This is a genomic window from Hydrogenophaga sp. (genome assembly GCF_028698005.1).
GTDB lineage: Bacteria > Pseudomonadota > Gammaproteobacteria > Burkholderiales > Burkholderiaceae_C > Hydrogenophaga.
This window is the reverse complement of sequence record NZ_JAQVEJ010000025.1, coordinates 1-19,652: the sequence shown is the minus strand read 5'-3', so window position 1 is coordinate 19,652 and position 19,652 is coordinate 1. Positions and strand designations below refer to the sequence as shown.

Below are 19,652 nucleotides of genomic sequence, written 5' to 3'. Positions count from 1 at the left end.
GCTCCATGCCCACCTTTGTCACACCGGATCCGTGGCTGCTTGTGGCGCTGGCACCCGTGCTGCTGGCGGCCGGTGCGTGGGGGCATCATGTCTGGGCAGCCCGGGCGGCGAGGCGGCGGCGGCGGATTCCGCGCCACTGGCCGCTGACCCCGAGGGCACTGACCAACAGCGAAGAGACCCTTGTCTGGCACTGGCTCGTGCGCACGTTTTACGACCACCACGTGATGATCAAGCTGCCGGTCACACGTTTCACGCTGCCGCGCGACCCCGTCCAGAGCAAGAACTGGTTCCAGTTGCTGGGCAGCGTCTATTGCACCTTCACCATCTGCAAGGCCGACGGCCGGGTGATCGGCTGTGTGGATGTGCCAGGCCACAAGGGCATTCCGCGCATGGTGCGCCAGATCAAGTATTCGCTGCTCACCCGGTGTGGCCTGCCCTACTGGGTCATTCGTTCGGACAACCTGCCTGCCGTGGCCGACATCCGCGACGAGTTCCTGGGTGACGCCCCCCTGGCCCAATCGATGCGCGAGCGTGAACAGGAAGAACGCGCCATCATCGCTGCCCAGGCGAATCTGCGTTCGGCCCTGAACCGCCAACGGCAAAGCCGCGCCGACAGCGACTTCACCCCCTTGTCGACCTGGCCATCGGGCAACAGCGAACTGAGGCCCAGCGATTTCAACAGCAACTGGGGGGAGAATTCATTCCTGCAACCGCTGGACAGCCGCAAGGGTGATCTGCACTGACGCCTACACCTTGCGCGTGAGGGCGTCCACCTCCTCGGCCGTGAGCCAGCGCCACTGGCCGGGCGCCAGATCAGGTGGTAGCTCGAGGCTGCCGATGGCCCGTCGGTGCAGGCCTTCGACCCGGTTGCCGGCCGCGGCCACCATGCGTTTGACCTGGTGGTACTTGCCTTCGGTCAGCGTCAGCTCCAGCAGATGATCGTCCAGCCGGCGGCATGCGTGCGCCTTCACCGGCCTGGGGTCGTCGTCGAGCACCACACCTTCGGACAAGCGCTGCAGCAACCGGTCGTCCAGCGGGTGCTTGAGCCGCGCCTCGTACACCTTGGGCACGTGATGGCGCGGCGAGGTCATGCGGTGGATGAACTTGCCATCGTCCGAGAGCAGCAGCAGACCGGTGGTGTCATGGTCCAGCCGGCCCACGGCCTGCACGCCGGCGGCGGCCGAGCCGCCGCGTTCGCGCAGCGGCCCCGGCAGCAGCGTGTGAACCCCCGGATGCGCACCGGGCTTGCGCGAGCACTCGTAACCGGCGGGCTTGTGCAGCATCACGTAGGCGCGCTCATGGTACGCCCAGCGCTGACCCTGCACCCAGAACACCAGTCCGTCGGTCGTCATCAGCGCCTCCGGGTCCTCACAACGGGCGCGCTCCTCGCCGATTTCGACCAGCCCCTGCTGCACCAGCCCCCAACAGACCCGCCGGGTGCCGAAGCCCTGGCTGAATAGGATGTCGTGCAAGGGCTGGGCGCGGTCGGACATGGGCATGGCAGGCAAGAAAAAAATGGCAGTGTGACGGATCAGCGGGCGGCCGCACGCGGTTGGCGCCCATGCGAGCCGGGAACGTGGTGCGGACCCTGGGCGACATCCGGCCGGCGGACCGGCAACACGTCGGGTCGCGAGAGCTCGTTGAGGATGCCACAGTGGTCGGCGGTGTCGTCCACCGCGGTGCAGCGGGCGCGCAGGGCCTTGAGCTGACGCTCCAGCAGCCGCAGCTCGCGGATGCGCTGCGACACATGACCGATGTGTTCGTCCAGCAGGTCGTTCACGCCGCCGCAATCCGCCTCGGGATGGTCCTTGAAGCGCAGCAGCGTGCGGATCTCGTCCAGCGTCATGTCCAGGTTGCGGCAATGCCGGATGAAGCTCAGCCGTTCGGCGTGCGATGCTTCGTAGGCGCGGTAGTTCGACCCGGTGCGCGCGGGCGCAGGCAACAGACCCTCCCGTTCATAGAAGCGGATCGTCTCGACCGGGGTATCGGTCTGCCGGGCCAGATCGCCGATCTTCATGGGCATGCTCCTGCAGGGCTTGACCCTGAACCAGCTACAGGGTTTCCAATACTGTAAACGAAGACCAACCCTACCCGTCAGCGCATGACCAGAGACCACCTGCCGCACCATGGCCATCCCGCCCGCCACGCCCCCACCCCTGCACCGGCCTGCGGCTGCGACGGTGGTTGCGCCCCCGTCATCCCGGTATCACCGGGAGCGGCCAGCCTCCAGGACATGACGTGGCTGAGCATCCCGGCCATGGACTGCGCGGCCGAGGAAGGCGAAATCCGGCGCGCCCTGTCGGAACTGCCGGGCCTGCGCGGTCTGCGGTTCCGGCTCGCCAGCCGTTCGCTCGGCATCGATGCCCCGGCCGAGTCCATCCCCAAGGCCCTCGACGCCATTGCCGGCGCCGGTTTCAAGGTGACGCAACTGGCCGCCGAGCCTTCGGCGCCCGCCCACGGCCACCGTCACGTTCATGACCACGATCACGCGCATGGACATGACCATGGACACCCAGCGGCGGCATGGTGGCGCGACGAAGTGCGCTATGGCCTGGCTCTGGCCCTGGCCGTCGTGGCCGAAGCGCTGCACTTCCTGGCGCCCGACATCACCGCCTGGGCCGTGGCCGGCATGGCCGTGGCTGCCGCCGCCATTGCACTGGCGGGTTTCTCGACGTACGCCAAAGGACTGGCCGCGCTGCGCCGCGGACGCATCGGCATCAGCGCGCTGATGACGGTCGCCGTCACCGGCGCCTTCCTCATCGGCCAATGGCCCGAGGCCGCCATGGTCATGGCGCTGTACGCCATTGCCGAGCTGATCGAGGCCCGCTCGGTTGACCGCGCGCGCAACGCCATCCAGGGGCTGCTGAGCCTGGCGCCGGAAACCGCCGAGGTGCGGGATGCCGACGGGCAATGGGTGACGAGCCCCTCTTCGGACGTACAACCCGGCCAGTGCATCCGCATCCGGCCCGGTACCCGCATCCCACTGGATGCCACGATCATCAGCGGCCAGACCACGGTCGATCCATCGGCGGTCACGGGCGAGAGTATGCCGATCGAGCGCGGTGTGGGCGACGCCCTGTTCGCCGGCACGGTCAACCTCAGCGGCACGGTCGAGGCCACGGCCACGGCCGCCAGCCACAACACGCTGCTGGCGCGCATCATCGCGGCCGTCGAGCAGGCACAAAGCGCGCGTGCGCCCACCCAGGCCTTCGTCGACCGCTTTGCCGCCATCTACACGCCCACGGTCTTCGCGCTGGCCCTGGCAGTGGCACTGCTGGGGCCCTGGCTGCTCGATTGGACCTGGCTGCAAGGCCTCTACAAGGCCCTGGTGCTGCTGGTGATCGCCTGCCCCTGCGCGCTGGTCATCTCCACCCCCGTGAGCATCGTCAGCGGCCTGGCCGCGGCGGCGCGGCGCGGCATCCTCATCAAGGGCGGCGTGCATCTGGAAAAGGCCCGGCTGCTGCGCACCATCGCGCTGGACAAGACCGGCACCATCACCGAAGGCAAGCCCGGCCTGGTGGCCACCGAGGTCCTTGCCCCGGGCCACCACCATGACGAGGTGCTGCACTGGGCCGCCGACATGGCTGGCCATTCGGATCACCCTGTCTCGCACGCCATCGCCGCGGGTCTCGATGGTCACGGTTGCTCGCACGACATCGACGGGTTCGAAGTGCTCCCGGGGCTGGGCACCCGGGCACGGGCGCATGGTACCGATCTGTGGCTGGGCAACCACCGCCTGATCGAATCCCTGGGTGTGTGCGTGCCGCAGGTCGAGGCCCGGCTGGACGAACACGAGTCGCAGGGCCGAACCGTCACCCTGCTGGCCAGCCGCGAGCAGGTGCTGGCCATCTTCGCGGTCGCCGATGCCATCAAACCCAGTTCGCGCGAGGCCATGACGCAGCTCGCGGCCATGGGTGTCCAGACGCACATGCTCTCGGGTGACAACCAGCGCACTGTCGAAGCCATCGCGCGCGAGGCCGGCATCAGCAGCGCGCGCGGCCAGCTCATGCCGCAGGACAAGCTCGATGCCATCCGCGACATGCAGCGACAGGCCGGCGGCAACGCCCATACCGTGGCCATGGTCGGTGACGGCATCAACGATGCACCCGCGCTGGCCACGGCCGACCTGGGCATCGCCATGGGTGGCGCCGGGACCGACATCGCCATCGAGGCGGCCGACGTGGTCATCATGAACGACGACCTGCGCCGCATCCCCGAGACCATGGCGTTGTCGCGCCGCACGCACGCCGTGCTGGTGCAGAACATCGGGCTGGCCTTGGGCATCAAGCTGGTGTTCTTCGTGCTGGCCGTCGCCGGCTCGGCCACCATGTGGATGGCCGTGTTCGCCGACATGGGCGCCAGCCTGATCGTGGTGGCCAACGGTTTGCGCCTGTTGCGAACCCGGCCCGTGCGCCGTTTCAGCCGGTCCTGACCTGACGGCCGCGATCCCCAGGCGCGCGACCGACACGCTTCACATCAGGCTGTCCAGCAGCACCGCTGCTGAATGGCGGCGCATGCCGGACGCCAGATGCAGCAGCTTGCGGGGATCGGCGCCGCAGCCTCCGTGGCTCAGGCAGTCGGCCACCTTCTCGATCAGCTCATCGTCCGTGAGGGGGTCGGCGGCAGCGCCATGCTGCACCTCGACGCGCCGCTCCAGCACGTCACCGCTGACGAGTTCAAGCCGCACGAGAGAAGACCGGGGAAACAGCGCGCCCTGGCATTCTGTCGCGTTCACCCGCGCCATGAAATCGACGATCTCCGGCCGGCGCACCGCCTCGTCCGTGAACGACGACAGCCGCACGCCCGCGTCCGCCAGAGCCGCCGCCACCGCGTACTCCATGCTGAACTTGGCCTGGAGCCCGGTGCCGGGCCGGTGGTGAATCAGGGGAATCAAGCCACCAGCGCTGGTCTCGACATCAACACGCCGCACATCCCGCAGCGTGAGTCCGTGATCGCGCCTGAGGGACAGCACACCGTCGATGGCGCGGTGCGTCGCGTAGCACATCGGGAACCGCTTGACCTCCACACCACTCGTGTGAAGTTCGAAGGGCGACTCACCCAGCGCCGACAGTGCGTCCGCCAGTGATTCGCCATTGCCGTGCAGGGCCGTGAAGCCGAAGGGTCCGTCGAGGGCGGACTCCGACGCATCGAGCCCCTGCTCGGCAAGCAAGGCCGAACGCACCGCGGCCGCGCCGCACATGCCGGCCTGAAACGACTTGGCGTCGGTGCCGAAGTGTTGTCGGGTACCACCGCTTTGCGCCACGGCCAGACCCAGGGCGTTCGATGTTTGCCAGAGGTCGAGTTCAAGCAGGTGACAACAGGCCAGCGTTGCGCCGATCACCCCGATGGACGAGGTGGTGTGCCAGCCGCGAGCGTAATGCGGCTGGGCGATGGCCTTCGACAGCTTGCAGATCGCCTCAAAACCGACGATGTAGGCGCTGGGCAGGCGCGCACCCGACAAGCCCCGCCCGTCGGCAAGGGCCATCAAGGCGGGCCACAACGCAACGCTCGGGTGACCGCGCATGGGCGAGGTCACGTCGTCGTAATCGAGCACGTGGGCTGCAACGCCATTCAGGAAGGCGGCCATCTCCATGCTGCTCGCACCAGGATGTCCCCACAGTCTTGCGCGCTTGGGCCCTGGCTCCAGGCCTTCGAGTTGTGCTGCGTAGGCCAGCGCACGCCGCGCTGCAGGCTCGCGCCACCCCGGCACCGCCACGCCCACGGTGTCGAGCCAGGTACGGCCACAGGCCGCCAGGTCGCTGTCCCTCAGGCTCGCAGGGTCCAGACGGGTCGAAAACCTTGCCAGGCGCTGCGTTGCACCAGCCGATGTTCCGCTGCGCTCACTCACCGGGGTGGATACATCCGATTTGTCCACTATGTGAATTATCTTTTCGCTATCTTTGTGATGAACCAGATCCATTCCGCTCTGATACTAACTCGCGTTCCACTTCTGTTGAGACCACATAGTGGAATCAAAGAGAAACCCGCGCGTCCACGATCCCGTCACTCGTACGGTGCCGCGGCTTCCGTTTCATCGTCAGTTCAGGAAAGTGCCTCATGAAGATCTCTCACGCCCTTCTCGCCATGTGGGTGGCAGGTATGGCCAGCAGCCCGGCGTTAGCCCAGTCCGACCAACCGGTCAGGGGTGGAACCCTGGTGATTCCCGTCCACTTTCCGGAACCCTCATCGTTCGACTGCGCAGCCGCCGGCCCGGCGGTGCTGTTTCGCGTGGCGCCGCACTACTCGCTGCTGCTGAGGGCCGACCCCGAACGCTTTCCCGAGGTGAAAGGCGAGCTTGCCAAAAGCTGGACGGTATCGCCTGACGGGCTGAAGTTCGAGTTCAAGCTGCACCCGAACGTGAAGTTCCATGATGGCTCTCCGCTGACTTCCACCGATGTCAAGGCCAGTTTTGACCGGCTGCGCAACCCGCCGCCCGGCGTGGTCTCGCTGCGCAAGGCCATGTTCGACGACGTCGAAGCCATCGACACACCGGATGCGCAGACCGTCGTGATGCGCCTGAGCAAGCCCAATGCGGCCATGTTGCAGCTGCTGGCCATGCCCTACGCCTGCATCTACTCGGCCAAGTTGCTGGCCTCGGACCCCAACTACCCGAGCAAAACGGTGATGGGGTCAGGCCCCTTCAAGTTCGAACGCCATATTTCTGGCACCGAGTGGGTGGGCACCCGGTTCAATGACTACTTCGAACCCGGCAAGCCCTATCTCGACGGCTTCCGGGCGCTCACGGTATCGCCGGCAGCGGCCATCAACGCCTCCCTGTCGGGCCAGGTCCACTACAGCCTGCGCGCGCTGACGTCATCCGAGGTGAACCGCATCACGGCCGCACGCGGGGACGCCGTAAAAGTGGTTGGACAGAACACCGTCACCCCGGTGCGCATGTGGTTGGCCTTCAACGCCACGCGCCCACCGCTCGATGACGTGCGGGTGCGGCGCGCCCTGACCCTGGCGCTGGACCGCTGGAGTGGCTCCAAAGCCATGTCAGGGCTGACGGGACTGAATGTGGTTGGCGGCCTGGTGCGGCCAGGATCGCCCTTCGCACGCAGCAACGCAGAGCTGGAAAAAGAACCTGGTTTCAGCCGCAATACGGCCGAGGCACGCGAGGAGGCACGCCGGCTGCTGGCTGAAGCCGGTCACCCCAAACTCAAGCTCTCGCTCGTCAACTCGCAGGGGTACACCTTCCTGGGCGTTTACGTCGCCGACCAGCTGCGGCAGATCGGCGTCACGGTGGACCACCAGGTCGTGGACACCGCGCAGTTGCACGCTCGCCGGCGCTCGGGTGAGTTCGATCTCATCACCGACTCCCCGCCCGAGTACCTCGACGACCCGACCGTGCAGTTCTCCTCGCTGACCTCGTTCAAGAACAACCCGAGCAACACGACCCGCGCCAACGACGTCAAACTGGATGCGCTCTATGAAGCCCAGATGCGCGAAGTGGATCCCGTGAAGCGGCGTGCCAGGGTACACGAGCTGGAATCGTACGTCCTGAATCAGGCCTACGTCATGCCCCTGTTCTGGCAGAACTGGACACGGGTCATTTCGTCCGAAGTGGGTGGTGTACCCGACATGCCATCCAACTTCCTCAAGATGGAACTCTCCGACGTCTGGCTGCGCTCATCGAAGTAGACCGTTCAGCCCTGAGGCACATCCCAGGCCACTCACGGGTGGCCTGTCTGCTTTTGTGGATGCGCCCATGCCGGCCATGGACAGGGACGGAGGCGGGGGCGGGAGAACCTCAGGTGCCCTCACGACCGATCTGCGCCTCAATGCGGCGCACCGTATCCTTCATGGCCGCCACGAGTTCGCGCACGCGAGCGCTGCCCAGCCGCGAGGTGAGCGTCGCCATGCTGACGGCACCGATGGCATGACCGTTGGTACCGCGTATGGGAACGGCCACGGAACGCACCGCCTCCACCTCGACCACATCCTTGACCACATGGCCCTGGCGGCGAGCGAGCCCAATGGCCTTCTCGCACACGCTCTGCTTGTGGCGGGGAAAATGCTCTGCCAGACGCGAGGCATTCGCCTTGTGAATCCGGGCAACCTCGTCCTCGGGCAGCCCGCTCAAAATGGCAACGCCCCCGCCCCCCACCTGAAGCGGACGGCGTTTGCCCACGTCGAGCACGTAGACCTTGATCGGGTAGGCACCCTCGATGCGGTCCAGGCACACACCGTCGAAACCCGAACGTGCGGTCAGGAACACGGTCTCACCAGTCTCCCGGGCCAGCGCCGCCAGGTGCAGATGGCACAGCTCACGCAAGGGATGATCCGGCATGGCGGCCAGGCCCAACTCGTAGAGCGACAGCCCCAGCCGGTATCGCCTGCTTTCCTGATCCTGCATCACCATGCCTTCCGCGATCAGGCCCTGCAGCATGCGGTGGGCAGTGGAGCGCTCCAGGCCACATGCCTCGGTGAGGTCCAGCAGCCGCATGCCCTCGCGCTGCCGTGCGGCCAATGCACGCATGATGGAGGCCACACGCTGGATGACCTGCGTGCCTTTGGCGGCGTCGCGCGCGATCGAGCGAGCCGATCCCGGCATTGGAGAGGAATCCAAACGTTTCACCATCTCATTCCCGCATTCGAACACGCGCTCCCTGGATACCTGAGCGAATCTGGCGAGACTCCCGTCTGTTGGAAAACCATGTGTGCGACACGACGACCTGCCCTCCCTGAGCCACCCCTGGTCTGCGCAACGAGCCCTTGCCCCTGGGGTTCAGCGGCGAGCAGCGCCTCAACCTGGGGCTGAGCCGACGTTGCCAGACCGGTTCATGGATAGACCCCAGCGGGCACCTCTTGCGTTCCCGCCTTCAAGCCAGGTCCAGCAATTTCAGAAGCTCCATGGGCCCATCGATGCAGGCATCGGCCAGCCAGGTGTCGACAGACACGCCCTGCCCCAGGTAGCCATAGCGGGCCGCCACGGTGAGCATGCCGGCGGCGCGCCCGGCCACGACATCGCGCTCGTCGTCGCCCACATAGAGGCAGGCCGGGGGATCGATGGCCATGCGCCGTGCCGCCTCCAGCAAGGGGGCCGGGTGCGGCTTGGCGTGCGGTGTGGTGTCTCCGCTGACCACCGCCGCCGCACCGGCCAGCACGGGCATGCCAGCGACCAGCGGCGTGGTGAAGCGCGCCGCCTTGTTGGTGACGATGCCCCAGGGCAGTCCGGCACCCGCCAGCGCCTCGAGCAGGTAAGCCACGCCATCGAACGGTGCCGTCCGATCCAGCAGGGCCCCTGCGTACTCGGCCAGAAACTCCTGGCGCATGGCGTCGTAACCAGCCTGCTCAGGATGGGCATCGAAAGCGATGCGCAGCATGCCCCGGGCACCCGAGCTCGCGTGCGGGCGAAACAGCCCCTCTGGCACGGCCGGCAGGCCGCGACGCTCGCGCATGCGATTGGCGGCGGCAGCCAGATCGGGGGCGCTGTCGACCAGTGTGCCGTCCAGATCGAACAGCACCGCACGAATGCGGCCCGGCGGCCACCGGCTGGGGGCACTCATGCCGGCCGCCGCGTGGCCACCAGGTAGTTGACGCTGGTGTCGTCACTGAGCCAGTAGCGGCCCGTCACCGGGTTGTACTCCATGCCCCGCGTGCCCTTCAGGTCCAGGCCGGCCTGCCGGCAGTAGGCCGCCAGTTCATGCGGACGGATGAACCGTGCCCACTCGTGGGTGCCCTTGGGCAGGAGCTTGAGCATGTACTCGGCCCCGACAATGGCAAACAGGAAGGACTTGGGGTTGCGGTTGATGGTGGAGAAGAACACCCAGCCACCGGGCTTGACCAGGTCGTGGCAGGCGCGCACCACCGAGGACGGGTCCGGCACGTGTTCCAGCATCTCCATGCAGGTGACCACGTCGACGGACGCCGGCTGCTCGGCCGCCAGGTCTTCGGCGCTGATCTCCCGGTAGGTCACGTTGGGCGTACCGGCTTCCAGCGCGTGCAACTGGGCCACGCGCAAGGCCTTGGTGGACAGGTCGGCGCCGGTCACCTGGGCACCCTTGCGGGCCATCGCGTCGGCCAGGATACCGCCGCCGCAGCCGATATCGACCACACGCTGGCCAGCCAGCGGCGCCAGGCTGTCGATCCAGCCCAGGCGCAGCGGATTGATCTGGTGCAAGGGCCGGAATTCGCTGTCGGGATCCCACCAGCGATGGGCCAATTCGGAGAACTTGGCCAACTCGGCCGGGTCGGCATTGACGTTCGGGTTCATACGCACCGATTATCAAATGAAAAAACCGCGCCGGAGCGCGGTTTTCCTGTTGTGCAATTCCGGAGGAATTACTGGGCGCGGGTGCCAACCACCTCGACTTCCACGCGGCGGTTCTTCGCGCGGCCTTCGCGGGTCTTGTTGTCGGCCACGGGCTGGCCTTCACCCTTGCCTTCGGTGTAGATGCGGTTGCTTTCGATACCCTTGCTCACCAGATAGGCCTTGACGGCCTCGGCGCGACGAACCGACAGCTTCTGGTTGTAGGCGGTGGGACCGGTGGAGTCGGTGTGACCGACGGCGATCACCACTTCCAGGTTGATGCCCTTGACCTTGTCGGCCAGGTCATCCAGCTTGGCCTTGCCTTCAGGCTTGAGCACCGCCTTGTCGAAGTCGAAGAAAGCGTCGGCGGCGTAGGTCACCTTGGCGGCAGCAGCCGGTGCCGGCGCGGGAGCCGGCGCCGGAGCCGGTGCGGGAGCCGGAGCAGCCACAGGCGCCGGAGCGGGGGCCGGTGCCGGTGCCGGGGCCAGAGCGCCATCGCAACCCTGGGCGGCCGTGGCCGGCGTCCAGTTGGCATTGCGCCAGCACAGCTCGTTGGTGCCGTTTTTCCAGACCAGTTCGGACGTACCGTTGCGCCAGTTGTCGATGGTCTGCGCACTTGCAGCAGTCGCCAGGGCGGCGGTAGCGAACAGCATTGCCACTTTGTTCAGTTTCTTCATGGTAATCCTCTTGGTTTGCGTCGGGCGGACCGTAAGACAGTGTTTCGGATGGCGCTTGAAGTGACCACCACTTAAACGCTGAAATCCATTGTGCCACAAGCCTTGCATGGCGGCAGGGGCACCGCCGGACCGCATCCAGGATGCGGTCTTGTCCTACAAGGGTCGTTGCCCATTCGCAACATCCCCTTGCTGCGAGGGGGCCACCGGGGTGCTGTGCGGCACCCACTAGAATGGACCGCTTGCCCATCCGTGACCCTTTCGCGGTGCGCCGGCGCCTGCCGCGCGCGCCCTGAGCACACATGACACAGTTCGCCAAAGAGACCCTGCCCATCAGTCTGGAAGAGGAGATGCGCCGCAGCTACCTCGATTACGCCATGAGCGTGATCGTGGGGCGCGCCCTGCCCGACGCGCGGGACGGCCTCAAGCCCGTTCACCGCCGCGTGCTCTACGCGATGCACGAACTCAACAACGACTGGAACCGGCCTTACAAGAAGTCGGCCCGTATCGTCGGCGACGTGATCGGTAAGTACCACCCGCACGGCGACAGCGCGGTGTACGACACGATCGTGCGCATGGCGCAGGACTTTTCCATGCGCCACATGCTGGTCGACGGCCAGGGCAACTTCGGTTCGGTGGACGGCGACAACGCGGCCGCCATGCGCTACACCGAGATCCGCATGGCCAAGATCGCCCACGAGATGCTGGCCGACATCGACAAGGAGACGGTGGACTACGGGCCCAATTACGACGGTTCGGAAAAAGAGCCGCTGGTGATGCCCACGCGCCTGCCCAACCTGCTGGTCAACGGCTCGGGCGGCATTGCGGTGGGCATGGCCACCAACATACCGCCGCACAACCTCAACGAGGTGGTGGATGCCTGCCTGCATTCGCTCAAGAACCCGGACTGCTCCATCGACGAACTGATGGAGATCATCCCGGCACCCGACTTTCCCACCGGCGGCATCATCTACGGCATCCAGGGTGTCAGGGACGGTTACCGCACCGGCCGCGGGCGCGTGGTGATGCGGGCCAAGGTGCACTTCGAGGACATCGACAAGGGCCAGCGCCAGGCCATCATCGTCGACGAGCTCCCCTACCAGGTCAACAAGAAGACGCTGCAGGAGCGCATCGCCGAGCTGGTGCACGAGAAAAAGCTCGAGGGCATCAGCCACATCCAGGACGAATCCGACAAGTCCGGCATGCGCCTGGTCATCGAGCTCAAGCGCGGCGAAGTGCCCGAGGTGGTGCTCAACAACCTGTACAAGCAGACACAGCTGCAGGACACGTTCGGCATCAACATGGTGGCGCTGATCGATGGCCAACCCAGGCTGTGCAACCTCAAGGACCTGGTGAGCGTGTTCCTGGAGCACCGCCGCGAGGTGGTGACCCGCCGCACCGTGTTCGAGTTGCGCAAGGCGCGCGAACGCGGCCACGTGCTCGAAGGCCTGGCGGTGGCGCTGGCCAATATCGACGAGTTCATCCGCATCATCCGCGAGTCGCCCACCCCGCCGGTGGCCAAGACCGAGCTGATGAGCCGCTCGTGGGACAGCCAGCTTGTCCGCGAGATGCTCACGCGCGCCAAGGCCGATGGCGGCACCGTCAACGCCGACGACTACCGTCCCGATGGCCTGGGGCGCGAATTCGGCATGCAGGGCGACGGCCTGTACCGGCTGTCCGAGACCCAGGCACAGGAAATCCTGCAGATGCGCCTGCAGCGCCTCACCGGCCTGGAGCAGGACAAGATCGTGGCCGAATACAAGGACGTGATGGCGCATATCGACGATCTGCTCGATATCCTGGCCAGGCCCGAGCGTGTCTCCACCATCATCGGCGAGGAACTCGTGGCGCTGAAGAACGAGTTCGGTCAGACCAAGCTGGGCGCCCGCCGCAGCGAAATCGAACACAACGCCCAGGACCTGGCCACCGAAGACCTGATCACGCCCACCGACATGGTGGTCACCCTCAGCCACAGCGGCTACATCAAGAGCCAGCCGCTGTCCGAGTACCGGGCCCAGAAGCGCGGTGGACGCGGCAAGCAGGCCACCGCCACCAAGGAAGACGACTGGATCGACCAGCTTTTCATCGCCAACACGCACGACTACATCCTGTGCTTCTCCAACCGGGGGCGGCTGTACTGGCTCAAGGTGTGGGAAGTGCCGGCCGGTTCGCGCGGCTCGCGCGGGCGACCCATCGTCAACATGTTCCCGCTGGCCGAGGGCGAGAAAATCAACGTGGTGCTGCCGCTGACGGGCGAGTTCCGCAGCTTCCCGGCCGACCACTACGTGTTCATGGCCACCAGCATGGGCACCGTCAAGAAGACGCCGCTGAACGAATTCAGCAACCCGCGCAAGGCCGGCATCATCGCCGTGGGCCTGGATGAGGGCGACTACCTGATCGGCGCCGCCCTGACCGACGGCCAGCATGACGTGATGCTGTTCAGCGACGGCGGCAAGGCCGTGCGCTTCGACGAAAACGACGTGCGCCCGATGGGCCGCAACGCGCGCGGTGTCAAGGGCATGACCCTGGAGGACGGCCAGAGCGTGATCGCCATGCTGGTGGCCGAGGACGAGACACAGTCGGTGCTGACGGCCACCGTCAACGGCTACGGCAAGCGCACGCCGATCACCGAATACACCCGCCACGGTCGCGGCACCAAGGGCATGATCGCCATCCAGCAAAGCGAACGCAATGGCAAGGTCGTGGCCGCCACGCTGGTGCGCCCCGACGACGAGATCATGCTGATCACCGACAAGGGCGTGCTGGTGCGCACACGCGTCAGCGAGATTCGTGAATTGGGCCGCGCCACGCAGGGCGTCACGCTCATTGCGCTGGACGAGGGCTCCGAACTCAGCGGTCTGCAGCGCATCGTCGAGAACGACGCCAATGCCGAATCGAGCGAGGGTGAGGACGGCGATGCCGGCGCCGGGGAGGCACAGGCATGAGCATGTGCCGTCCCTTCAATTTCTCTGCCGGTCCCGCGGCCATGCCGCTGGAGGTGCTCGAACAGGCCGCCGCCGAAATGACCAGCTGGCATGGCTGCGGCATGGGCGTGATGGAGATGAGCCACCGCGGCAAGGAGTTCATCTCGATCTACGAACAGGCCGAGGCCGACCTGCGCGAGCTGCTGGCCGTGCCGCCCGAATACCGCATCCTGTTCATGCAGGGCGGCGGCATCGCCGAGAACGCCATCGTGCCGCTGAACCTCTCGCGCGGCGGCGTGGTCGATTTCGTCGTCACCGGCGGCTGGAGCCAGAAGTCGGCCAAGGAGGCCCAGCGCTACGCCACGCCGCACACCGCGGCCAGCGGACAGGCATCGGGTTTCACCACGGTGCCGGCGCCCGCCTCCTGGCAACTGAGCGCCGATGCCGCCTACCTGCACATCTGCAGCAACGAGACCATCCATGGCGTGGAATTCCATGAGCTGCCCGACCTCAAGGCCCTGGGCAGCGATGCACCGCTGGTGATCGACTTCTCGTCGCACGTGCTCTCGCGCCCCGTGGACTGGTCACGCGTGGCCCTGGCCTTCGGTGGCGCACAGAAGAATGTGGGCCCGGCAGGCGTCACGCTGGTCATCGTGCGCGAGGATCTGCTGGGGCATGCCCTGCCCATCTGTCCCAGCGCCTTCGACTACAAGACGGTGGCCGACAACCAGTCGATGTTCAACACGCCACCCACCTACGCGATCTACATGGCGGGCCTGACCTTCCAGTGGCTCAAGCGCCAGCGCGAGGGTGGGCTGCAGGGCGTGGCCGCGATGGAAAAGCGCAACATCGCCAAGGCCGAACTGCTGTATGGCTTCATCGACCAGTCCGGCCTCTACGTCAACCAGGTGGACCCCACCGTGCGCTCGCGCATGAACGTGCCTTTCCTGCTGCGCGATGAGCGCCTGAACGACGCTTTCCTGGCGGGTGCCAAGGAACGCGGCCTGCTGCAACTCAAGGGCCACAAGTCGGTGGGTGGCATGCGCGCCAGCATCTACAACGCCATGCCCATCGAGGGCGTACAAGCACTGGTCGACTACATGCGCGACTTCGAGAAGGAGCGCGCATGAGCGAGCAGAACAAACCCCAGCCCGTCCAGACCGAGGCACTGGCCGCCCTGCGCACGCAGATCGATTCGCTCGACCGGCAATTGCTGGCACTGCTGAACCAGCGCGCCCGCGTGGCCGAACAGGTGGGCGAACTCAAACGGCAGGAGGGTTCACCCTTTTTCCGGCCGGACCGCGTGGCCCAGGTCATCGAGAAAATCCAGAACGCCAACGAAGGGCCGCTGCTCAACGCGCACGTGGCCGCCATCTGGCGCGAAATCATGTCGGCCTGCCTGGCGCTGGAAACGCCGCAGCGCGTGGCCGTTCTGGGTCCCGAAGGGACTTTCTGTGAGCAGGCGGCGATCGAGTACTTTGGCGGCGCCGCCAACCTCATCTACTGCAGCAGCTTTGACGAAGTATTTCATGCCACGGCGGCGGGCACCGCGCAGTACGGCGTGGTGGGCATGGAAAACACGACCGAGGGGGTGGTCGCGCGCTCGCTCGATCTGTTCCTGCGCTCGCCCGTGCACGTGGTCGGCGAAGTCAGCCTGCTGGTGCGCCACAACCTGCTGCGCCAGGTCAACTCGCTCGAAGGCATCGAGGTCGTACTGGCACACCCCCAGGCGCTGGCGCAATGCCAGGGCTGGCTGAACCAGCACCTGCCACACGCCGAGCGCCGTGCCGTGACCAGCAACGCCGAGGGTGCGCGGCTGGCCGCCACCAACCCGGCCTGGGCGGGCCTGGCCAGCGAGCGCGCCGCTGCCCAGTTCGGCCTGCACATCGTGGCCCACGCGATCCAGGACGAAGCCTACAACCGCACGCGTTTCGCCGTGATCTGCCTGCCGCAGACCCTGCCCATGCCACCGGCCTCGGGCAAGGACTGCACCTCCATCGTGGTGTCGGTGCCCAACCGGCCCGGCGCGGTCCACGATCTGCTGGTACCGCTGAAGAAGCACGGCGTGTCGATGACGCGCTTCGAGTCGCGACCGGCCAAATCGGGGCAGTGGGAGTATTACTTCTACATCGATATCGCCGGCCATCCGGCACAGCCCCAGGTCGCGGCAGCCCTGCAGGAACTGCAGGGCCTGTGCGCGTTCTACAAGGTGCTGGGTGCCTACCCGGTGAGCGAATGATGAGCCGACAGGAGCGCCCAGATGTTTGAGCAACTCGGCCTCATTGGCTGCGGCCTGATGGGTGGATCGTTTGCCCTGGCCATGAAGCGGGCCGGCCTCGTCAAGCGCGTGGTCGGCTACAGCAAATCACCCTCGACCACCGAGCGCGCCCGCCAGATGGGGGTGATCGATATCGAGGCACCGTCGGCCCTGCTGGCCGTCTCCGGCGCCGATCTGGTGCTGGTGGCGGTGCCGGTGGCGGCGACCGAGGCCACCTTCAAAGCCATCCGCCACCTGGTCACACCGGACATGCTCATCATGGACGTCGGTTCGACCAAGCGCGACGTCATCGACGCCGCCCGGCGCGTGCTGCGTGATCAGGTCGGGGTTTTCGTTCCCGCCCACCCCATCGCCGGCAAGGAGCTGTCCGGCGTCGAGCACGCCGATCCCCACCTGTACGCCGGCCGCCAGGTCATCCTGACACCGATCGAGCGCACGCTCACGGCACAGCTGTCCAAAGCCCAGCAGGTCTGGCAGGCGCTCGGCTGCCAGCTCAAGCTGATGTCACCCGAGGCCCACGACGCTGCCTACGCCGCGGTCAGCCACCTGCCCCACATGATCGCGTTCGCCGCGATGAACGCCATTTCCGGGCAGGCCTCCGGGGACGACTTCCTGTCGCTGGCAGGCCCGGGGTTTCGTGATTTCACCCGCATCGCAGCCAGCGATCCATCGGTCTGGCGTGACATCCTGATGTCCAACCGCGAAGAGTTGCTGGCCCAGAGCAAGCACTTCCAGCGTGCGCTGCACGCCTTTGAAACGGCGCTTCATGCCGGCAACCCGGATGCCCTGGAGACACTGATCGAGCGCGCCAGCGAGACGCGCGCGCACTGGCAGATGTCGAAATAGATATTCATGTATTCGACCGCATTTCTCGACCTGCCGCCGCTCGCCAGCGCCGGCGGCACCGTTCGCCTGCCCGGCTCCAAGAGCATCTCCAACCGGGTACTGCTGCTGGCAGCCCTGAGCGACGGCGTAACCGACATCGCCGATCTGCTCGATTCGGACGACACCCGCGTCATGCTGGCCGCGCTGGAACAACTCGGCTGCCGCATCGAGCGCCTGGGCGACAGCCGGCTGCGCATCCAGGGTCTGGGCGCAAGCCTGCCGGTGCACCAGGGCAAGCTTTTCCTGGGTAATGCCGGCACCGCCATGCGTCCGCTGACGGCCGCACTGGCCCTGCTGGCCACGCGCGAAGCCGGCTGCTTCGAACTCGGCGGCATCGAGCGCATGCACGAGCGCCCCATCGGTGACCTGGTCGACGCCCTGCGCCAGCTCGGCTGCGCCATCGACTACCTGGGCAACGACGGCTACCCACCCCTGCGCCTGGGCAACGGTTCGACCGGCAGCCTGCAGCTGGACCGGCCCATCCGCGTGCGCGGCGACGTGTCCAGCCAGTTCCTGACCGCCCTGCTGCTGGCCCTGCCCCTGGTCGCACAGGAGCACCCGGTGACCATCGAGGTGGTGGGCGAGCTGATCTCCAAACCCTACATCGAGATCACGCTCAACCTGCTGCAGCGCTTCGGTGTCACCGTCGCGCGGAACGGCTGGGAGCGATTCACCATCGCGGCCGGCAGCCGCTACCGCTCGCCCGGCCTGATCCATGTCGAGGGTGATGCGTCCTCCGCCAGCTACTTCATCGCCCTGGGCGCCATCGCGCCGGCCTCGCCAGGCTTGGACGGCATCACGATCGAAGGCGTGGGGATCGAGTCGATCCAGGGCGACATTCGCTTTGTCGAGGCGGCGCGCCAGATGGGTGCCGACATCCGTGGCGAAGCCAACCGTCTGCACATCCGGCGCGGCCGCTGGCCGCTGCAGGCCATCGACCTGGACTGCAACCACATTCCCGACGCGGCGATGACGCTGGCGGTGATGGCACTGTACGCCCAGGGCACGACCACGCTGCGCAACATCGCCAGCTGGCGCGTGAAGGAAACCGACCGCATCGCCGCCATGGCCGCCGAGTGCCGCAAGTTCGGCGCCACCGTCGAGGAAGGCGCCGACCACATCCGCATCACGCCGCCGGGCCCGCTCGGCAACGGCGCCCCCTGGTCCACCGGCAGCATCCACACCTATGATGACCACCGCGTGGCCATGTGTTTCTCGCTGGCGGCCTTCAACCCGGCCGGCCTGCCGGTGCGCATCGAGGACCCGCGCTGCGTGGCCAAAACCTTTCCGGACTACTTCGAAACCCTGTTTGGCGTCTGCCACGCCGCCGAGGACGCCATTCCGGTGATCTGCATCGACGGGCCGACCGCCTCCGGCAAGGGCACGCTGGCCTCGGCGGTGGCGCAGCAACTGGGCTATCACCTGCTCGACTCCGGCGCCCTGTACCGCGCCACGGCGCTGGCCGCCAGGGACGCGGGCGTTTCCCTGGACGACGAGCCGGCGCTGACCCGGATCGCGGCCGCACTGCCCGTGTCGTTCCAGGAGGAGCGCGTGTTCCTGAGGGGCAAGGACGTCACCGACGAACTGCGCCAGGAGACCACCGGCGGCATGGCCTCGCAGGTGTCCCGGCACCCGGGCGTGCGCACCGCGCTGCACGGCTTGCAACTGTCATTCCGGCGTCTGCCGGGGCTGGTGGCCGACGGCCGCGACATGGGTACGGTGATCTTCCCCGGCGCCCCGCTGAAGGTATTTCTGACGGCCAGCGTCGAGCAGCGTGCCCAGCGTCGGTATAAGCAATTGATTTCAAAAGGGTTTACTGCTAAAATTGACGATCTTCTGCAGGATTTGCGGGAGCGGGACGCCCGGGACACCACCCGGGCACACGCCCCTCTGAAGCCTGCCGAGGATGCCGTGCAGCTGGACAACTCCCATCTCTCCATCGAGCAATCGGTGCAGCAGGTGTTGGACTGGTGGCAAGGCAGGACGGTGTTCGCGGCTCGCTGAGAACACCGGTTTTTGTTTGGCCCAGAAGGCCCCGCCGGGTGTTCCCCGCCCGCAGGCCCTATGGTTCTTCGACCCAACCGCAGCGTCACGCGCTGCATTTGAAACGCCGCCCATCCGCCGATCTCCCGCGCGAGCTTTGACAGCCCTCCCGCGCCCGGCGCTGTGTGGTTCTAGGAAACCTCATGTCTGAATCTTTTGCCGCCCTGTTTGAAGAGTCCCTCAAGCGTGCCGAAATGCGCGCGGGCGAAGTCATCACCGCCGAAGTCGTGCGCATCGAGCACAACCACGTGGTGGTCAACGCCGGGCTGAAATCGGAGGCCTATGTGCCGATCGCCGAATTCAAGAACGACCAGGGCGAACTCGAAGTCCAGGTGGGCGATTTCGTCGCCGTGGCCATCGACTCCGTGGAAAACGGCTTTGGCGACACCCTGCTCTCGCGCGACAAGGCCAAGCGCCTGGCGTCCTGGATGGCCCTGGAAAAGGCCCTCGAGTCTGGCGATTTCGTCACCGGCACCACCGGCACCAAGGTCAAGGGCGGCCTGAAGGTCATGATCAACGGCATCAGCGCCTTCCTGCCGGGTTCGCTGGTCGACAGCCGTCCGACCAAGGACCTGACGCCGTACGAAAACAAGACC

At 66.5% G+C, this 19,652-nt stretch carries 16 protein-coding genes; 9 read left to right on the top strand and 7 right to left on the bottom strand.

Annotated features, from left to right (window positions below; genetic code table 11):
- Positions 1-5: 5 nt before the first annotated feature.
- Complete coding sequence (locus PHQ87_RS04520; RefSeq protein ID WP_300231669.1) at positions 6-743, top strand: hypothetical protein; 738 nt, start codon at positions 6-8, stop codon at positions 741-743.
- A 3-nt stretch (positions 744-746) separates the two neighbouring features.
- Here the strand turns inward: PHQ87_RS04520 and PHQ87_RS04515 are convergent, their stop codons facing one another.
- Positions 747-1,493 (bottom strand): 16S rRNA pseudouridine(516) synthase, encoded by a 747-nt coding sequence (locus PHQ87_RS04515; protein ID WP_300231668.1) that lies wholly within the window; start codon positions 1,491-1,493, stop codon positions 747-749.
- Positions 1,494-1,531: 38 nt separating this feature from the next.
- On the bottom strand, positions 1,532-2,017 hold the full coding sequence (cadR, locus tag PHQ87_RS04510; protein WP_300231667.1) for a Cd(II)/Pb(II)-responsive transcriptional regulator: 486 nt from the start codon (positions 2,015-2,017) through the stop codon (positions 1,532-1,534).
- Positions 2,018-2,233: 216 nt separating this feature from the next.
- On the opposite strand from cadR, the gene PHQ87_RS04505 reads away from it, so the two are divergent.
- The gene (locus PHQ87_RS04505) at positions 2,234-4,432 is read left to right on the top strand and encodes a heavy metal translocating P-type ATPase (protein WP_300231666.1); all 2,199 of its coding nucleotides are present in this window, start codon (positions 2,234-2,236) and stop codon (positions 4,430-4,432) included.
- Between the two features lie 39 nt (positions 4,433-4,471).
- Here PHQ87_RS04505 and PHQ87_RS04500 read toward each other — a convergent pair whose 3' ends face one another.
- The gene (locus PHQ87_RS04500) at positions 4,472-5,920 is read right to left on the bottom strand and encodes an MmgE/PrpD family protein (protein ID WP_300231665.1); all 1,449 of its coding nucleotides are present in this window, start codon (positions 5,918-5,920) and stop codon (positions 4,472-4,474) included.
- Between the two features lie 137 nt (positions 5,921-6,057).
- On the opposite strand from PHQ87_RS04500, the gene PHQ87_RS04495 reads away from it, so the two are divergent.
- Complete coding sequence (locus PHQ87_RS04495) at positions 6,058-7,641, top strand: ABC transporter substrate-binding protein (protein ID WP_300231664.1); 1,584 nt, start codon at positions 6,058-6,060, stop codon at positions 7,639-7,641.
- Between the two features lie 109 nt (positions 7,642-7,750).
- Here PHQ87_RS04495 and PHQ87_RS04490 read toward each other — a convergent pair whose 3' ends face one another.
- The 4 genes from PHQ87_RS04490 to ompA form a co-directional block, all read right to left on the bottom strand.
- Entirely contained in the window at positions 7,751-8,569 is an 819-nt protein-coding gene (locus PHQ87_RS04490) for an IclR family transcriptional regulator (RefSeq protein WP_300231662.1), read from the bottom strand.
- Between the two features lie 253 nt (positions 8,570-8,822).
- Complete coding sequence (locus PHQ87_RS04485) at positions 8,823-9,509, bottom strand: HAD-IA family hydrolase (protein WP_300231661.1); 687 nt, start codon at positions 9,507-9,509, stop codon at positions 8,823-8,825.
- The gene (ubiG, locus tag PHQ87_RS04480; protein WP_300231659.1) at positions 9,506-10,216 is read right to left on the bottom strand and encodes a bifunctional 2-polyprenyl-6-hydroxyphenol methylase/3-demethylubiquinol 3-O-methyltransferase UbiG; all 711 of its coding nucleotides are present in this window, start codon (positions 10,214-10,216) and stop codon (positions 9,506-9,508) included. Before ubiG ends, PHQ87_RS04485 begins: the two co-directional genes overlap by 4 nt.
- 68 nt (positions 10,217-10,284) lie before the next feature.
- Positions 10,285-10,929 (bottom strand): outer membrane protein OmpA, encoded by a 645-nt coding sequence (ompA, locus tag PHQ87_RS04475; RefSeq protein ID WP_300231658.1) that lies wholly within the window; start codon positions 10,927-10,929, stop codon positions 10,285-10,287.
- A gap of 299 nt (positions 10,930-11,228) precedes the next feature.
- Between ompA and gyrA the strand changes: the two genes are divergently transcribed.
- From gyrA to PHQ87_RS04445, 6 genes are all read left to right on the top strand, one after another.
- Positions 11,229-13,871: a DNA gyrase subunit A gene (gene gyrA, locus PHQ87_RS04470; protein ID WP_300231657.1), complete on the top strand. Its 2,643-nt coding sequence runs from the start codon at positions 11,229-11,231 to the stop codon at positions 13,869-13,871.
- Between the two features lie 2 nt (positions 13,872-13,873).
- Positions 13,874-14,980 carry a 3-phosphoserine/phosphohydroxythreonine transaminase gene (serC, locus tag PHQ87_RS04465; protein WP_300231680.1) on the top strand — a complete coding sequence of 369 codons (1,107 nt, stop codon included), beginning with the start codon at positions 13,874-13,876 and terminating at the stop codon, positions 14,978-14,980.
- Positions 14,977-16,089, top strand: a complete 1,113-nt coding sequence (gene pheA, locus PHQ87_RS04460; RefSeq protein WP_300231656.1) for a prephenate dehydratase — start codon at positions 14,977-14,979, stop codon at positions 16,087-16,089. The genes serC and pheA overlap by 4 nt, the downstream gene beginning before the upstream one ends.
- Positions 16,090-16,110: 21 nt before the next feature.
- A complete protein-coding gene (locus PHQ87_RS04455) occupies positions 16,111-16,974 on the top strand; it encodes a prephenate dehydrogenase/arogenate dehydrogenase family protein (RefSeq protein WP_300231655.1) in 864 nt (287 codons plus the stop codon).
- A gap of 6 nt (positions 16,975-16,980) precedes the next feature.
- The gene (locus PHQ87_RS04450) at positions 16,981-19,017 is read left to right on the top strand and encodes a bifunctional 3-phosphoshikimate 1-carboxyvinyltransferase/cytidylate kinase (protein ID WP_300231654.1); all 2,037 of its coding nucleotides are present in this window, start codon (positions 16,981-16,983) and stop codon (positions 19,015-19,017) included.
- A gap of 182 nt (positions 19,018-19,199) precedes the next feature.
- Positions 19,200-19,652 (top strand): S1 RNA-binding domain-containing protein (locus PHQ87_RS04445; RefSeq protein WP_300231653.1); only part of this gene is annotated, 453 nt, incomplete at its 3' end.

Coding starts and splice junctions, on each gene's coding strand:
- PHQ87_RS04520 (WP_300231669.1), top strand. CDS start 6: ATGCCCACCTTTGTCACACCGGATCCGTGGCTGCTTGTGGCGCTGGCA.
- PHQ87_RS04505 (WP_300231666.1), top strand. CDS start 2,234: ATGACGTGGCTGAGCATCCCGGCCATGGACTGCGCGGCCGAGGAAGGC.
- gyrA (WP_300231657.1), top strand. CDS start 11,229: ATGACACAGTTCGCCAAAGAGACCCTGCCCATCAGTCTGGAAGAGGAG.
- cadR (WP_300231667.1), bottom strand. CDS start 2,017: ATGAAGATCGGCGATCTGGCCCGGCAGACCGATACCCCGGTCGAGACG.
- PHQ87_RS04455 (WP_300231655.1), top strand. CDS start 16,111: ATGTTTGAGCAACTCGGCCTCATTGGCTGCGGCCTGATGGGTGGATCG.
- PHQ87_RS04500 (WP_300231665.1), bottom strand. CDS start 5,920: ATGGATCTGGTTCATCACAAAGATAGCGAAAAGATAATTCACATAGTG.
- pheA (WP_300231656.1), top strand. CDS start 14,977: ATGAGCGAGCAGAACAAACCCCAGCCCGTCCAGACCGAGGCACTGGCC.
- PHQ87_RS04450 (WP_300231654.1), top strand. CDS start 16,981: ATGTATTCGACCGCATTTCTCGACCTGCCGCCGCTCGCCAGCGCCGGC.
- PHQ87_RS04495 (WP_300231664.1), top strand. CDS start 6,058: ATGAAGATCTCTCACGCCCTTCTCGCCATGTGGGTGGCAGGTATGGCC.
- ubiG (WP_300231659.1), bottom strand. CDS start 10,216: ATGAACCCGAACGTCAATGCCGACCCGGCCGAGTTGGCCAAGTTCTCC.
- serC (WP_300231680.1), top strand. CDS start 13,874: ATGTGCCGTCCCTTCAATTTCTCTGCCGGTCCCGCGGCCATGCCGCTG.
- PHQ87_RS04515 (WP_300231668.1), bottom strand. CDS start 1,493: ATGTCCGACCGCGCCCAGCCCTTGCACGACATCCTATTCAGCCAGGGC.
- PHQ87_RS04485 (WP_300231661.1), bottom strand. CDS start 9,509: ATGAGTGCCCCCAGCCGGTGGCCGCCGGGCCGCATTCGTGCGGTGCTG.
- ompA (WP_300231658.1), bottom strand. CDS start 10,929: ATGAAGAAACTGAACAAAGTGGCAATGCTGTTCGCTACCGCCGCCCTG.